At 68.5% G+C, this 15,186-nt stretch carries 10 protein-coding genes; 7 read left to right on the top strand and 3 right to left on the bottom strand.

What is annotated here, in order from left to right; genetic code table 11:
- The first annotated feature begins 50 nt into the window (after positions 1 to 50).
- From RA210_RS07005 to RA210_RS06975, 7 genes are read left to right on the top strand one after another with little or no spacing between them, the layout of a single operon-like run.
- Positions 51 to 1,211: an efflux RND transporter periplasmic adaptor subunit gene (locus RA210_RS07005; RefSeq protein ID WP_201485885.1), complete on the top strand. Its 1,161-nt coding sequence runs from the start codon at positions 51 to 53 to the stop codon at positions 1,209 to 1,211.
- On the top strand, positions 1,204 to 4,371 hold the full coding sequence (locus tag RA210_RS07000) for an efflux RND transporter permease subunit (protein WP_201485884.1): 3,168 nt from the start codon (positions 1,204 to 1,206) through the stop codon (positions 4,369 to 4,371). Before RA210_RS07005 ends, RA210_RS07000 begins: the two co-directional genes overlap by 8 nt.
- Positions 4,368 to 5,780, top strand: coding sequence for an efflux transporter outer membrane subunit (locus RA210_RS06995; protein ID WP_201485883.1), 1,413 nt, complete (start codon positions 4,368 to 4,370; stop codon positions 5,778 to 5,780). Before RA210_RS07000 ends, RA210_RS06995 begins: the two co-directional genes overlap by 4 nt.
- Positions 5,781 to 5,795: 15 nt before the next feature.
- Positions 5,796 to 6,812: an amino acid ABC transporter substrate-binding protein gene (locus RA210_RS06990; RefSeq protein WP_201485882.1), complete on the top strand. Its 1,017-nt coding sequence runs from the start codon at positions 5,796 to 5,798 to the stop codon at positions 6,810 to 6,812.
- Positions 6,813 to 6,823: 11 nt separating this feature from the next.
- Positions 6,824 to 8,164, top strand: coding sequence for an SLC13 family permease (locus RA210_RS06985; RefSeq protein WP_201485881.1), 1,341 nt, complete (start codon positions 6,824 to 6,826; stop codon positions 8,162 to 8,164).
- A 13-nt stretch (positions 8,165 to 8,177) separates the two neighbouring features.
- On the top strand, positions 8,178 to 9,266 hold the full coding sequence (locus tag RA210_RS06980) for a hypothetical protein (RefSeq protein ID WP_201485880.1): 1,089 nt from the start codon (positions 8,178 to 8,180) through the stop codon (positions 9,264 to 9,266).
- 23 nt (positions 9,267 to 9,289) lie between these two features.
- A complete protein-coding gene (locus RA210_RS06975; RefSeq protein WP_201485879.1) occupies positions 9,290 to 10,321 on the top strand; it encodes an ABC transporter substrate-binding protein in 1,032 nt (343 codons plus the stop codon).
- A gap of 40 nt (positions 10,322 to 10,361) precedes the next feature.
- Here RA210_RS06975 and RA210_RS06970 read toward each other — a convergent pair whose 3' ends face one another.
- The 3 genes from RA210_RS06970 to RA210_RS06960 are packed head-to-tail and all read right to left on the bottom strand — an operon-like array spanning position 10,362 to position 15,178.
- The gene (locus RA210_RS06970; protein WP_201485878.1) at positions 10,362 to 11,777 is read right to left on the bottom strand and encodes a DUF2252 domain-containing protein; all 1,416 of its coding nucleotides are present in this window, start codon (positions 11,775 to 11,777) and stop codon (positions 10,362 to 10,364) included.
- A 46-nt stretch (positions 11,778 to 11,823) separates the two neighbouring features.
- The gene (locus RA210_RS06965; protein WP_201485877.1) at positions 11,824 to 14,070 is read right to left on the bottom strand and encodes a patatin-like phospholipase family protein; all 2,247 of its coding nucleotides are present in this window, start codon (positions 14,068 to 14,070) and stop codon (positions 11,824 to 11,826) included.
- A gap of 43 nt (positions 14,071 to 14,113) precedes the next feature.
- On the bottom strand, positions 14,114 to 15,178 hold the full coding sequence (locus tag RA210_RS06960) for an Lnb N-terminal periplasmic domain-containing protein (RefSeq protein ID WP_201485876.1): 1,065 nt from the start codon (positions 15,176 to 15,178) through the stop codon (positions 14,114 to 14,116).
- Positions 15,179 to 15,186: the final 8 nt, after the last annotated feature.

Raw genomic sequence — 15,186 nt, 5'->3', positions numbered from 1 at the left:
TGATGGACGACGCCATGTCAGAAAAAATCAGTCAACGCCAGCTGTCGAGGATGATCATCGCGCTTCTGCCGGTGCTCCTGATCGGCTGCGACAGCAAGGCGCCGCCGCCGGCGGCGGTGATGGAGGTTCCGGTCGTCACCGTCGCCGCCAGGGACGTGAACATCCCCCTTGACGTGATCGGCGAAACCGTCGGTTCCACCGATGTGACCATCCGCGCACGGGTCGACGGCTTCCTCGACGGCATCCACTTCAAGGAAGGCACCTTCGTCGACAAGGGCGCGCTGCTCTACAGCATCGACCCGCAGCCATTCCAGGCCAAGGTCGCCCAGGCCAACGCGATGCTGGCGCAGGCGCGCACCAGCCTGGTGAAGACCAAGGCGGACCTCGACCGCATCCGGCCGCTGGCCGAGATCAACGCGGTCAGCCAGCTGGATCTGGATGGCGCGGTGGCCAACTACGAGGCGGCCAAGAGCTACGTGGAAGCGGCCAGGGCGCAGGTCGAGCTGGCCCAGCTAGAGCTGGGCTACACGAAGATCCATGCGCCCGAGCGCGGTCTGATCGGCCTGTCCGAGGCCGAGGTGGGCGACTTCGTCAGCCAGCGCAACAACGGCGGCCTGCTCAACGTCATCTCGCGCACCGACCCCATCGCCGTGCGGGTGTCGATCACCGAGCGCGGCTACCTCAACGCCGCGCGGCGGCTGGCCGACCAGCAGCAGGGCAAGGCCGCCGATGGCAGCATCGCGACCGCAGGCCAGCGGCCGCTGTCGCTGATCCTCGCCGACGGCAGCCTGTACGAGCAGCGCGGCGTGCCGACCAAGGTCGACCGCAACATCGACCCCACCACCGGCGCGCTGACCATCGAAGCTGAGTTCCCCAATCCCCAGGGACTGCTGCGCCCCGGCATGTTCGCGCGCATCCGCTTCGATGCCGACGAGATCAAGGGCGCCATCCTGCTGCCGCAGCGCGCGGTCAGCGAGCTGCAGTCGGTGCACCGGGTGTTCGTCATCAAGGCGGACGACACGGTGGAGGTGCGCCAGGTGCAGGTGGGCCAGCGCCTGGGCAGCGACTGGGTGATCGAGTCCGGCCTGCAGCCGGGCGAGCGGGTCGCGGTGGCGTCGCTGCTGCGCCTGCGTCCGGGCATGACCGTCAAGCCGCGCCCGGCCGATGCCAGCGAACTGCCGCCGGTGGCGGAGGGTGGCAAGAATGGGTGAGTTCTTCGTTCGCCGGCCCATCTTCGCGATGGTGATCTCGATCATCATCGTCATCGTCGGCCTGGTGGCGATGGGCAGCCTGCCCATCGCCCAGTACCCCGACATCACCCCGCCGGAGATCAAGGTCGAGACCACCTACGACGGCGCCAACGCGGTGAACGTCGAGCAGTCGGTGGCCACGCCGCTGGAGCAGAAGGTCAACGGCGTCGAGAACATGCTGTACATGAAGTCGACCAACGCCAGCAACGGACAGATGACCCTGTCGGTGGCCTTCGAGGTAGGTGCCGATCTCGACATCTCCAACGTTCTGGTGCAGAACCGCGTGTCCGAGGGCTCGGCGCAGTTGCCCGAGGACGTCAAGCGCCGCGGGGTGAAGGTCAAGAAGGCGCTGGCCTTCCCGCTGATGCTGGTGACCCTGCGCTCGCCGGGCGGCAGCTACAACGCCGACTTCCTCACCAACTACATGTCGATCAACGTGCTCGACGAGATCGCCCGCATCCAGGGCGTCGGCCAGGTCACCATCTTCGGCGGCGCGGACTACGCCATGCGCATCTGGATCAAGCCGGACCAGCTCAGCCGGCTGGGGCTCACCGTGCCGGACATCGTCACCGCCGTGCAGCAGCAGAACGTGCTGACCCCGGCCGGCAAGCTCGGCGGCCCGCCGGCCGCGCCCGGTACCGAGTTCGCCTACGCGGTACAGACCCGTGGCCGCCTGGAGACGCCCGAGCAGTTCGGTCAGGTGGTGGTGCGCTCCAATCCGGACGGCTCGCAGGTGTTGCTGCGCGACGTGGCGCGCATCGAGCTGGGCGCCGAGACCTACAACCAGATCGGCGCCTTCGGCTCCAAGCCGGCGGCGGTGCTGGCGGTCTACCAGCTTCCCGACGCCAACGGTCTGGAGGTGGCGGAGAAGATCCGCGCAGCGATGGAGCAGATGAAGGAGCGCTTCCCCCAGGACGTCGAGTACGTGGTCTCCCTGGACACCACCAAGCCGGTGTCGGCGGGCATCGAGGAGATCGTCCGCACCCTGTTCGAGGCCACGGTCATCGTCACCCTGGTGGTGTTCATCTTCCTGCAGAACTTCCGCGCCACGCTGATCCCGACCCTGGCGGTGCCGGTGGCGCTGGTGGGTACCTTCGCGGTGTTCCCGCTGCTCGGCTTCTCGATCAACACCTTCTCGCTGCTCGGCCTGGTGCTGGCCATCGGCATCGTGGTGGACGACGCCATCGTGGTGGTGGAGGGCGTGTCGGAGAAGATGGAGCGCGGCATGCCGCGCCGCGAGGCGACCATCCAGACCATGAAGGAGGTCAGCGGCCCGGTGATCGCCACGGCGCTGTCGCTCACCGCGGTGTTCGTGCCGGTGGCCGCCATGTCGGGCATCACCGGCCGGCTCTACCAGCAGTTCGCCATCACCATCGCCATCTCGGTCATCATCTCGGCGATCGTCGCCCTGTCGCTCAGTCCGGCGCTGTCCAGCACTCTGCTGCAGCCGCACGGCCATGGCAGCAAGGGCTGGCTGGGGCGCTTCTTCGCCGGCTTCAACCGCGTCCTCGACGCGGCGACCGACAGGTACATCGGCCTGACCAGCCGCTTCACTCATCGCCCGCTGCGTGCGCTGGCGGTGCTCGGCGTGCTGGTGGTGCTGCTGGTGGCGTTGTTCCGCAGCGTGCCCGGCGGCTTCGTGCCCGAGGAGGACCAGGCCTACCTGATGGCCAACCTGCAGCTGCCCGACGCCGCCTCGCTGGAGCGCACCCACGCCGCCGCGGCCAAGGTCGAGGCGATCCTCGCCGCCGAGCCGGCCATCGAGTCCTACACCACGGTGACCGGCTACAGCTTCCTGTCCGGCGCCTCGTCGACCAACAACGCCTTCTTCTTCGTCCAGCTCAAGGACTGGGACGAACGACCGGCAGCCCAGGACAAGGCCACCAACGTGGCGCACCGTCTGAACGGCAAGCTGGCGGCGGTCAACGAGGGCATCGCCATCGCCTTCGGCCCGCCGGCCATTCCCGGCCTCGGCACCGGTTCCGGCTTCTCGATCATGCTGCAGGATCGCGTCGGCAACAGTCCGGACTACCTGGCCGAGCAGACCCGGGCGTTCATGGAGGCGGCCGGCAAGCGCCCGGAGATCGCCGGGCTGTACACCACCTACCGGGCCACGGTGCCGCAGATCTACATGGACGTGGACATCCAGAAGACCATGAAGCTCGGCGTCACCCCGGCGGACGTCAACCAGACCCTGGGCTCGTTCCTCGGCGGCGCCTACGTCAACGACTTCAACCGCTTCGGCCGGCTGTACAAGGTCTATGTGCAGGCGGAGAGCGACTACCGCAAGGATCTCGCCGACGCCTCGCTGTTCTACGTGCGCAACGCCGCCGGCGCGATGGTGCCGATGAACACCCTGCTTACCGACGAGTCCACCAACGGCCCCGAGTTCACCTACCGCTTCAACATGTTCCGCGCCGCCGAGGTCACCGGCCGCCCGGCGCCGGGCTACAGCTCGGCGCAGGCGCTGAAGGCGCTGGAGGAAGTGGCGGCGCAGGTGCTGCCCAGCGACATGTCCTACGCCTGGAACGCCATGTCGTACCAGGAGAAGGCGGCGGAGGGCTCCGGCAGCATGGTGTTCGTCATGGCGCTGGTGTTCGTGTTCCTGATCCTCGCCGCCCAGTACGAGAGCTGGTCGCTGCCGTTCGGCGTGCTGTTCGGCACGCCCATCGCCATCTGCGGCGCGATGTTCGGCCTGTGGCTGGCGCGCCACTTCAGCGCCAGCTACGAGAACAACGTGTTCGCCCAGATCGGCCTGGTGATGCTGATCGGCCTCGCCGCGAAGAACGCCATCCTGATCGTCGAATTCGCCCGCACCGAGATCGAGAAGGGCAAGGGGCCGGTGGAGGCGGCGCTGGCGGCGGCGCGGCTGCGCTTCCGGCCGATCCTGATGACCTCGTTCGCCTTCATCCTCGGCGTGATCCCGCTGATCCTCGCCAGCGGCGCCGGCGCCGAGGCGCGCAAGATCATGGGCATGACCTCGTTCGCCGGCATGCTCACCGCCACCGTGGTCGGCGTGGTGCTGGTGCCGGGGCTGTTCGTGGTGGTCGAGAAGTACCTGACCGGCAGGAAGAAGAAGCCGCCCCAGGCCGAGCACGTGAACGAGGAGGCCAGGCCATGAAGGGATTCGTCCGCCGGCCGCTGCCGGCGACCGTGCTGCTGTCCGGGCTGCTGCTGGTCGGCGGCTGCATGGTCGGCCCCGACTACCAGCGTCCGCCGCTCGACATGCCGGTCGCCTGGAAGGAGCCGGCCGCCACCGATGCCTCGTTCGCCAACCTCGACTGGTGGGATGTGTTCGCCGACGACAGGCTCGACGCGCTGATCCGCGAGGCTCTGGACAACAACCGCGACCTCGGCGTGGCGGTCGCGCGCATCGAGGAGGCGGCGGCGCTGCTGCGCATCGAGCGGGCTAACCAGTTCCCGGTCCTCGATGCCGAGGCCGGCGCCGGGCGCTCCTCGCAGAGCCGCAACATCCTGCCGGGGGCCGAGACCGAGAGCAGCTACTTCCTCAACGGCGCCGCCTTCTTCGAGATCGACCTGTGGGGCAAGCTGCGCCGCGCCACCGAGGCGGCGCGGGCCGACCTGCTGAGCAGCGAGGAGAACGCGCGCAGCGTGACCATCTCGCTGGTCGCCGCGGTGGCCACCACCTACTTCCAGCTGCTCGACCTCGACGACCGCCTGCGCATCTCCACTCGCACCCTGAAGTCGCGCGAGGACGCCCTGGCGATCATCCGTGCGCGTTTCGAGAAGGGCACGGTGCCGGAGCTGGACGTCAACCAGGCCGAGATCGAGGCCGCCGACGCCCAGGCCTCGGTGGCCGCCTTCGACCGCGCCGTGCGCCAGACCGAGAACGCCCTGAGCGTGCTGGTCGGCTCGCGGCCGCGGGCCATCGAGCGCGGTACGCAACTGGCGCAGCAGAGCCTGCCGGTCGAGGTGCCGGCTGGCCTGCCGCTGAACCTGCTGGAGCGCCGGCCGGACATCCTCGCCGCCGAGCAGATACTGGCCGCCGAGACCGCGCGCATCGGCGTGGCTCGTGCCCAGCGGCTGCCGTCGCTGTCGCTGACCGCCAGCTTCGGCTATGCCAGCCGCGACCTCAGCGACCTGGTCGAGGGCGACAGCGAAAGCTGGAACGTGCTCGGCAGCCTGTTCGCGCCGATCTTCAACGCCGGGCAGCTCAAGGCCGTCGAGCAAGCCCAGCGTCAGCGCGCCGAGCAGGCGCGGCTGGGCTACGAGCAGGCGGTGCTCAACGGCCTGCGTGACGTCGACGACTCGCTTGCCGGCCTGCGCACCGCGCGCGACGAGCACGTCGCCCGCCAGCGGCAGCTCGCCGCGGCGCGCACCGCGGCGCGCCTGTCGCGGGCGCGCTACGACGGCGGTCTGGTCAGCTACCTGGAGGTGCTGGACTCCGAGCGCAGCCTGTTCCAGGCCGAGCTGCTGGAGTCGCAGACCCGCCAGCAGCAACTGAGCGCGGCGGTCAGCCTGTACCGGGCGCTGGGCGGCGGCTGGTCGCCGTCCGAGGGTCGGCCGTGAGCGAGGAGTGAAGCCATGCGCTGGCCTTTCCTTCCCCTTCTGTTGGCCGCCGTGCTGGGCGCGCCGGCGCACGCCGGGCAGGTCATGGACAGCATCAAGGCGCGCGGCGAGCTGCGCTGCGGGGTGAGCGAAGGCATTCCCGGCTTTTCCGAGGCGGACGCCGGCGGGCGCTGGCGCGGCCTCGACGCCGACTTCTGCCGCGCGGTGGCCGCGGCGCTGCTGGGCGATGCCGAGAAGGTGGCCTTCGTACCGCTGCGGGCCTCGACCCGCTTCCCCGCCCTGCAGGCGCGCAAGATCGACCTGCTGGTGCGCAACACCACCTGGACGCTGACCCGCGAGGCCTTCCTGCAGGTGCAGTTCCCGGCGGTGCTGTTCTACGACGGCCAGGCGTTCATGGTGCCCGCTTCCAGCGGCATCGATCGACTGGCCGATCTCGCCCAGGCGAGCGTCTGCGTGGTCAAGGGCACCACCCACCAGGGCAACCTGGCCGACTACGCCCGGCTCCACGGCCTCAACTGGCAGCCGCTGGTGATCGACTCGCTGCCCGCCGCGATGCAGGCCTTCCTGGCCGGCCGCTGCCAGGCGCTGACCGCGGATTCGGCGCAACTGGCCGCCATGCGCCTGGGCGCGCCGGGTGGCCCGCAGGCCTTCTTGATCCTGCCGGAGCGCATCTCCAAGGAGCCGCTCGCGCCGGTGGTGGCGGGGGAGGATCTGCAGTGGGTCAGCCTGGTGCGCTGGGTGCTGCACGTGCTGGTGCTGGCCGAGGAGTACGGCGTGACCCAGGCCAATGTCGATGCGCGCGTGGCCGAGCTGGGCGGGGCCACCGGGCGCCTGCTGAGCGGCGAGGACCGCCGGCTGGCGCAGGCGCTGGGCGCCCGCGACGACTGGGCGCTGCGTGCGCTGAAGGCGGTCGGCAACTATGGCGAGCTGTACGAGCGCAATCTCGGCGCCGCCAGCGGGCTGCACATCGAGCGGGGGCTCAACCGCCTGTGGCGCGACGGCGGGCTGCTGTACGCCCCGCCGATCGACTGAGCGAGGATCGCATGACCGACCTGCAGATCTACCTGACCCTTGGCGTGTTCTCGGCGGTGATCCTGGCGATCGCCTTCGATGTGATCGACATGGCGGTCGCCGCGCTGCTGGGCGTGGGCGTGCTGCTGGCCAGCGGCATCCTCACCGACGATGATCTGGATGCCGCATTGCGCATGGCGGGCGGGCCGATCTCCCTGCTGTTCGGCGGCATGGTGGTGGCGCGCGTGCTGGCCAGCACCGGCATCTTCGAGCGGGTCGGCGGCCTCTATCTGCGCGCCACCGGCGGCAGCGGCAGGCGCTTCCTGATCCTGCTGGTGCTGCTGGTCGCCCCGGTCTGTGCCTTCCTGCCCAACGCCACCACGGTGATCCTGCTCGCCCCGGTGATCATCGGCGTGGCCCGCGCGCTCAAGGTGGATTTCGTCGGGCCCATGGTGGTGACGGCCATCGTCAGCAACGCCGCCGGCATGCTTACCCTGGTGGGCGATCCGGCCACCTTCCTGGTCGGCAGTTCGATCGGCATGAGCTTCGGCCAGTACCTGCGCACGGTCAGCCTTGCCGGCCTGCTGGCCGTGCTGGTGATCATCCCGCTGCTGCCGTGGCTGATGCCGCAGGTATGGCGGGCACAGATCGAGCTGCCGCCGCCGGGGCCGGTGGTTCCGCTGCAGCGGCCGTGGTTCGCCCTGCTGGCCCTGGCCGTGCTGGCCCTGATGGTGCTGCTGTTCCTGTTCGGCGAGCAGCTGCCGGTGCGCATCGTGCCGCCCTCGGTGGCGATCATCGCCGCCGGCCTGGCGCTGCTCATCGTCTATGCGGTGCATGTCGAACCGGTCGAGACGGTGCTGCGCGACATCGACTGGAAGACCCTGGTGTTCCTCGGCGCCATCTTCTGCCTGGTCCAGGCGTTCACCCAGACCGGGCTGCTGCAGGGCCTGGCGCTCAAGCTGCACGCGTGGTTCGGCACCGAGTTCGCGCTGGTGGCGCTGGCCCTGCTGGCGGGCATCGGCCTGCTGTCCAGCCTGCTCGCCAACATCCCGGTGGTGGCCGCAGCGCTGGTGATGACCAAGGGCTACCTGGTGGCCGCCGAGGTGGTGCCGGAGATCGCCCTGGGCGTGGGCTTCACCGACTGGCCGGCGGCCAGCCTGCCGGTGTTCATCGCCCTGATGTTCGGCGCCACCCTCGGCGGCAACGCCACGCTGATCGGCGCCTCGTCGAACATCGTCACCGTTGGCATCTGCGCGGCGCAGGGCGAGAAGATCAGCTTCGTGCGCTTCTCGCGCTTCGGGGTGCCGATCACCCTGGTGCAGCTCGGCGTGTCGGCGCTGTACGTGGTCGGGCTATTCTGGCTGGCGCGCTAGCCGAGGAGGGGCGATGAAAGGGCTCTCGGTCGCGGCGCTGGGGCTGGCGGCGCTCTGCGTGGCCCAGGCGGGCTGCACGAGCATCGGCCCCGGCACCGTGGAGCGCGACCGCCTGGACTACTCGGCCGCAGTGGGCGACTCGTGGAAGAGCCAGATGCTGCTGAACCTGGTGAAGCTGCGCTACGGCGATGCGCCGGTGTTCCTCGACGTCGGGCAGATCGTCGCCGGCTACTCGTTCCCGCGCAGCCTCGGCGCCGTCGCAGCCGTCAACCAGACCGACGGCGCTCCGGTCATCAACAGCTCCGTGGGCCTGTCGGCCGGGGCCACCTTCAACGACAGCCCCACCGTCACCTATGCGCCGATGACCGGCGAACGCTTCGCCCGTTCGCTGATGACGCCGATACCGCCTTCGGTGATCCTCAACATCATCCAGGCCGGCAACCCCGTGGAGGAGGTGTTCCGCACCTCGGTCCAGTCGGTGAACGGCGTCGACAACCGTCGCGTCGGCCGTCTGTTCGTGCGGCGGGCCAACCCGGAATTCTACGCCCTGCTGCCGAACCTCGAGCGCCTGCAGTCGTCGGGCGACATCGGCATGCGCGTCCGGCAGCAGGACGGCGAGGCGCAGCTGCAGATGATCTTCCGCCCGCGGACCGCCGCCGCCGAGGAAAGCGCCCGGCGCAATGTGGCGACCATCCTCGGCCTGGACCCCGAGGCGCGGGAGTATCAGGTCAGCTATGGGACCGTGGCCGGCAGCGACCGGGAAATCGCCCTGCTGACCCGCTCGATCTACGAGATCCTCGTCGACATCGCCTCGTTCATCTCGGTGCCCGAGGCGCATGTGGCGGAGCGGCGGGTGCGGCCGACCGCGGAGGGCGACATCGGACCCAACGGCGCCATTCCGCCGCTGATCCGGATCGCCAGCTCTGCGCAGCAGCCGGCCGACGCCTTCGTGGCGGTTCCGTACCAGGGCTACTGGTTCTACATCGACAACCGGGATATCCCCTCCAAGCAGATATTCTCGTCGATCATGTTCCTCTTCACCTTCGTGGAGACCAGGAGCAGCGAAGCCGCGCCCATCCTGACGATTCCGACCTCGCGCTGAGACGGCCAGACATGAGCAAGCGAATGATGCGCAAAGGTGCCGTACTGCTGTTGTCCTTCGCGCTGCTCCTGAGCGGCCTGGGGGAGGCCGATGCCAGTCCTCCGCAGGTGGAGCGGGGCGCGCTGCCGATCACCATCGGTTACCAGTCGAACACCGACTGGCTGCTGCTGGTGGCCAGGGACCTGCATCTATTCGAACGGGCCGGGCTGAGGCCGAGCTTCGTGAAATTCGTCGCCGGGCCGCCGATGATTGCCGCTGCCCGGGAGCAGAGCATCGATGTGGCTTCCATCGGCAGCGTGCCTTTCATCAGCGGACTGACCCAGGGCGTCGACTGGGTGGTGGTCGGCATCAATCCGGAGAATGCCTACGGCGAAGGCCTGGTCGCCCGGCGGGGCAGCGGCATCGAAACGGTCGCCGACCTGGCCGGCAAGCGCATCGGCTTCTTCCGCGGCTCGACGGCGCATTTCGGGCTGATGATGACTCTGCGTCAGCTGGGCATCCGCCGCGACCAGGTCGAACTGCTCGACATGCCTCCTGCGGAGCAGTTGAGCGCGCTGGCCGGCAACAGGATCGACGCCGCCATGGTCTGGGAGCCCTGGATGCAGAAGATGGTGCATGAGGCGAACGGCCGCCTCATCGTCACCGAAGGAGCCATGGGCATCTACACCTCGGTATCGGTCTACGCGGCCCGCAGCGCATGGCTGCGGGAAAACCGTGAAGCGGCGGTGCGCTTTCTGCGTGCGCTACTGATGGCCAGCAAGGTCATGCAGAAGAGCCCCGAAGTCGGCATCAAGGCGCTGGCGCGGGAGATGAGCATCCGGGAGGAGTGGGCCGAGGCGATCCACGAGAACTCCCCGCCACCCGACCTGTCCCTCTGGGTGGATGCCCGTTACCGGTATTCGCTGGTCAAGGACGCGGAGTTCCATCGCCGCCTCGGCTACCTGGTGACCTTCCTGCTCGAGGAGGAGGTCATCAGCGAGGAGGTGGACGTGCGCAACATCCTCGACGTATCGGTCATCACCGAGGCCTTGAAGACGCGGGAAGCCGAACGCTGAGGGCCGATGGGCCCCCAGTCGTGGAACCGGCGTGCGGGTACTACTCCTCCTCGATGAGCGCCTGCAGCCGTCCGGAATTCACCGCTTCCACCAGGACCGCATGGTCCCGCGCGGTCTGATCGGCATAGGCGAGGGAAAAATCGCCCAGCGCCTCGTCGAAGGCGTCGCCCTTGCCCAGATAGCCGCTGATGGTCGCCGCATCCCCCGACTTGGCATGGGCCCGGGCCAGCACCAGGCCGCAGAGCCCGGCGTAGCGCTCGAGTTGTGTGGCCGAGATGCCCTCCATGGGGATGGACATCTTCATGTCGCGCAGCTGGCGCACGAAGAAGTCGCGCCCGCTCCGGCCGCGGGCCCAGCCGAGGAAGATGTCGCTGGAGGACTGCATCAGCCGCTGCCCCATGACGATGCGCTGGCCCTGGTTTTCATAGCGGCTTTTCCCCGCGTAGGGTTCGAGGACCGAGTGACAGGCTTCCTTGAACTGGAGGATCAGCGGGTGGTTTTCTTCGGAGAACATCAGCGTGATGAAGCAGCGGGTGCCGACGCTGCCGATACCCACCACTTTCAGCGCGGCATCCACCAGGCGATAGCGATCCAGCAGCACACGGCGCTCGTCGGACAGCGTCGCCCGGTAGTCCGCCAGCCCCTCATGGACCTTGTCCAGGAATTCGGGATCGGCGACGTGGTAGATGATCGGCGGCTGATCGACGATGCGGGGGTGCCCGGCCACCTGCTCGGCCAGCTTGGGGAAGACGTTCTCGACCACCCGTTCGTGGGCCTTGTCGGCGAGCTGCTGGCGCAGTTTCCGCACCTTTTCGTCGGGCGCCATCTCGATCAGGGTGGCCTCGTCCAGGCGCGAGTACCAGACCTCCAGGGGGCTCATCCGGGAGTATTCGCGCAGGTTCTCCCGGTAGGCGCGCACGCAGGCCACGGCCGCATCCCGCGACTCATCATCGGACAGCCGGTTGTCGCGTCCGGCGACCGCGAAACTGGCGGCCAGCCGCTTGATATCCCACTCCCAGGGGGCGGGGAGGCTTTCGTCGAAGTCGTTGAGATCCAGCACCAGGTTGCGTTCCGGCGTGGCGAACAGGCCGAAGTTCATCAGGTGGCAGTCGCCACAGGCCTGCACGCGGATGCCGGTGCTGGGGGTGGTGGCGAGATCGTGGGCCATCAGCGCCGCCGAACCGCGCAGGAAGGCGAAGGGGCTGCGCAGCATGCGCCCGTAGCGGATCGGCACCAGCTCGGCCAGACGATCCTCGTTCGACTTCTCGAGGATGGCGATGGGGTTGCGGTGCCTGGCCGGCGGTGTCCAGGCGGCATGGCTGCTGCGCGGGATCTTCTCGCGCAGCGCTCGCCCGGTGTTGATGCGCTCTTCCCGGGAGCGGAATACCGGGGCTGGTTCGGCTGGCTGGTGGCTCGCGGTCCTGCTCTTCTTGTGCGATTTCTTCTCGCTGCTCATGGTTGCCCCTGCAAATGTCGACGGCGGTCGGCTGGCGGTCATGTCCCTAGAACGGCCTGCCCAGATAGAAATAGAAGCTGTCGTTGCCGTCCTCCGCACGCCCATAGCCAAGATAGACCGGGCCGAGCGGACTGTCGGCGGCGATGAAGATGGCGGCGGACCTGAGCCAGTCTTCGCTGTTGCCCGGAACCAGCGGATTGCCGATCCGGCTGGCCTCCAGGGAAAAGCCGGTGTAGGCGCCCTCGAAGATGCTGCCTTCGAGGATCCGGTGGTAATACATCAGCCTGCCGAACTGCAGCTGCTCGCCCAGCAACTGGCCGGTGGCGTAGCCGGAGCCGGTCAGGAAGCCGCCCCACTGGAACTGGTCGTAGCGCGGCAGGGGATTGCTGCCGATCTTGTCGCCGGCCTTGAAGGCAAGGTTGAGGGTGTGGTTGCCGAACGAGAACGCGCCGTTGCCGTCGGCGTCCCACTTGGTGTACTCGTCGTCGGCGCCGAGCGCGCCGGTCGAGTCGAAGATGCCGGCTCCGGCGCGCCAGCCCGAGCGCGGGAAGTGCACGCTGTCGAGTTGGTCGAGCTTCAGCCGGGCGCGCCAGGCCCCCTGGATGATCCGCGACTCGCCGGGCGACAGGCTCTCGGGGCCGGTGTCCAGTTGCGGCTTGAGGCGTCCGCCGACTGCACCGATACGGAATTCTCCGTAGCGACTGAACTGGCTGCCCACATCCACCCCGCCGAGCATGGAGGTCATCTCGTAGCTGGCCACGCGGTCGTCGTCGCGGTAGAGATCGGCGGTGCGCCGCTCGATGGCAGCATGCGGCGCGATGAAGAAGCGGCTGGTGGCGCTGAAGGGCTGGTAGAACTCGGTGTACAGGCCGCTGGTATGGCCGAGCTGCACGTCGGTACGCCACTCGGCGCCGCGGTCGTTGATCCAGGTCTTGCGGTAGCTGCCGAGGATGTTGAAGAACGCATCGCCGCTGAAGTCGCTGGACAGTCCCAGGCCGAAGCGCAGGTAGTTGGGGCCCCAGGATTTCTCCACGGCGTCCACGGCGAGGATGCGCTTGCCGGGCTCCTCGATGAAGCGGTAGTTGACGTGCTCGAAGTCGCCGGTGCCGTAGATGCGGCGCATGTCGCTGTCGAGGGTGTCCTGCTCGATCTGCTCGCCGGGCCTGGTGTCCATGGCCGCCTGGGCGGTCTTCGGATTGACGCGCTTGAGGTTCTCGAAGCGGATCTCGTCGACCGGGCGCAGGTCCGGCGCCACGGCGATGGTCTGGCCCTGGCGCAGCGCCGCATACTCGGCGGCCGGCAGGGACAGCCGGGCGAGGCGGTCGGCAACCTGGCGCGCCGCCGCCTCGCCGATCGGGGCGATCTGCTCCAGGTGGTCGAAGTCGCCGGTCGAGAAGTCGCCGAGGTCGGGGGAGATGAGGATGTCCTGCGGCTGCAGGGTGGCGAGCGAGGCCTGCACGTTCTGCTCGGTGAGGATGCTGAGCATCTGCCCGGTGACGCCGAAGATGCCGCTGAGCTGCTCACGGGTGAGCAGGGGGGTGCCGACGTTCACCGCGATGACGATATCGGCACCCATCTCCTCGCGCGCGGTCTGGATCGGCAGGTTGCTGGTGAGCATGCCGTCGACCAGAATCATGCCGTCGAACTCCGCCGGCGCCACCGCGCCGGGTACCGACATGCTGGCGCGCATCACGTTGGCCAGCTCGCCCTGGTTGAACACCACCGCCTTGCCGGTCACCAGGTCGGTGGCCACGGCCCGGTAGGGAATCGGCAGCATGTCGAAGCGGTAGTGCCCCTTGGCCTTGGACAGCCGACGCAGCACGGTTTCCAGCTGTACGCCAGTGACCACGCCCTTGCCGAACTTGACCTGGCCTTTGTCCAGGCCGACCTCGGGGGTGAACAGGATGCCGTAGTCGTCCTCCTTGCGGCGCATGGAGCGTTCCTGGCGCGGCGGGTCCTCCTTGAACAGCAGCTCGGTGGAGATGGTGTTGAGGATGGTGTCCATCTCCGCCGTGGAGGTGCCGGTCGCGTAGGCGGCGCCGACCAGGGCGCCCATACTGGTGCCGGCGATGCAGTCGACCGGCACCCGGTACTCCTCGAGCACCTTGATCACGCCGACGTGCGCCGCGCCCCGCGCGCCGCCGCCGGAGAGGACCAGGCAGATCCGTGGGCGTTTCGTGCTGCCTTCCGGCCGGGCGGTGGCGCCGCTGTCCGCCGGCACGGCCAGGGCGGGCGGCATGGCGGCCATCGTCAGGGCCAAGGCGACAAGGACGATCCGATCACGAAGTTGCATGCCCATTTACCCCTGTTGCGCTGGTCCTGAGTGGTGGTTTCGCTCACTGTCCGGTGTCGAAGTCGTCGCTCGCAACGCCGGCGGATGAGGGCTGGCTCAGCTCGCGGATGCGTCTGGAGAAGTCTGCGGCGCTGTCTGCGGCCTGTGCCCGGGCGTTGACGTGGACTTGCTGCTGCAGTTCGGCGAACGGCAGGCCGCGGGTGTCCAGGCGGCCCTGTTCGTAGAGGAACTCCGGCAGGTAGCCGCTGGCCAGGATCCTCCAGTCGAACGGCAGGTGGCTGGGGTTGACCCGGGTGTTCATCCAGATGGTGGTGGTGCAGTTGGTGGTCAGGGTGTTGTAGAACTCGGGGCGCTCGTGCAGCTCGTTGATGCGCTGCATGTATTCGAGGAACAGGCGCCGGCCGTTGTCGAGATCGCCCTTGAGGCGGTAGACGTAGACATCCTCCGGCGGGTCGTGCCGGTAGTTGGTGCGCAGGCGGATGACGTCGCGCTCGTCGGCCACCACGTAGTAGAGCTCGTACTGGCGGAAGAAACCCTTGAGGGTCGAGTAGCCTTCGCCCTTTTCCTTGCGCGTCTCGATGGACACTGCCAGGTGGTCGCCCTTGCCGAAGTCGAAGCTGAGGAAGATGTGGGCGATGGCCGGGCCCATCCAGTACACGGCGACCAGATCGACCCCCTGCAGCTGGCGCAGGTCGAAGCGCCGGTCGTACCAGGCGGGGGTGAAGTCGGTTTCGCTGCGATAGTCGAAGTTGCGGATGTCGTGCACGGTGACCATGTCGCCTTCGATGCTGGCATGGGGGAGCACGGCGACGTCCGCCAGCCAGTCGCGCTGGTTGGAGGGCTCGATGCCGTGCCACCAGACCAGCAGGACGACGAACAGGGTGAGGTAGCAGCCCAGCATCGTCCGCCGCCAGCGGTGCAGCGGCAGGGCGCCGAGGGCGAGCAGCGTGGCAAGGGCGACGCCGGCAGCCAGGGCATTGCGCAGGGGCTCGTCGCGCGGCCCCGCGTAGAGCAGGGCCAGCGCGCCCCAGACGCCGGCGGCAAGGACCAGCAGGCCTAGCAGGAGCAGGCCGACAAAGGTGGCAATGCGGATCGGAGTCTTGCGCATGGGGCCTC

The sequence above is a fragment of the Pseudomonas sp. OF001 genome, assembly GCF_904426495.1.
GTDB lineage: Bacteria > Pseudomonadota > Gammaproteobacteria > Pseudomonadales > Pseudomonadaceae > Geopseudomonas.
This window is presented reverse-complemented; position numbering and strand designations above follow the sequence as displayed.

Coding starts and splice junctions, on each gene's coding strand:
- RA210_RS06970 (WP_201485878.1), bottom strand. CDS start 11,777: ATGAGCAGCGAGAAGAAATCGCACAAGAAGAGCAGGACCGCGAGCCAC.
- RA210_RS07000 (WP_201485884.1), top strand. CDS start 1,204: ATGGGTGAGTTCTTCGTTCGCCGGCCCATCTTCGCGATGGTGATCTCG.
- RA210_RS07005 (WP_201485885.1), top strand. CDS start 51: ATGATCATCGCGCTTCTGCCGGTGCTCCTGATCGGCTGCGACAGCAAG.
- RA210_RS06990 (WP_201485882.1), top strand. CDS start 5,796: ATGCGCTGGCCTTTCCTTCCCCTTCTGTTGGCCGCCGTGCTGGGCGCG.
- RA210_RS06985 (WP_201485881.1), top strand. CDS start 6,824: ATGACCGACCTGCAGATCTACCTGACCCTTGGCGTGTTCTCGGCGGTG.
- RA210_RS06960 (WP_201485876.1), bottom strand. CDS start 15,178: ATGCGCAAGACTCCGATCCGCATTGCCACCTTTGTCGGCCTGCTCCTG.
- RA210_RS06980 (WP_201485880.1), top strand. CDS start 8,178: ATGAAAGGGCTCTCGGTCGCGGCGCTGGGGCTGGCGGCGCTCTGCGTG.
- RA210_RS06995 (WP_201485883.1), top strand. CDS start 4,368: ATGAAGGGATTCGTCCGCCGGCCGCTGCCGGCGACCGTGCTGCTGTCC.
- RA210_RS06965 (WP_201485877.1), bottom strand. CDS start 14,070: ATGCAACTTCGTGATCGGATCGTCCTTGTCGCCTTGGCCCTGACGATG.
- RA210_RS06975 (WP_201485879.1), top strand. CDS start 9,290: ATGATGCGCAAAGGTGCCGTACTGCTGTTGTCCTTCGCGCTGCTCCTG.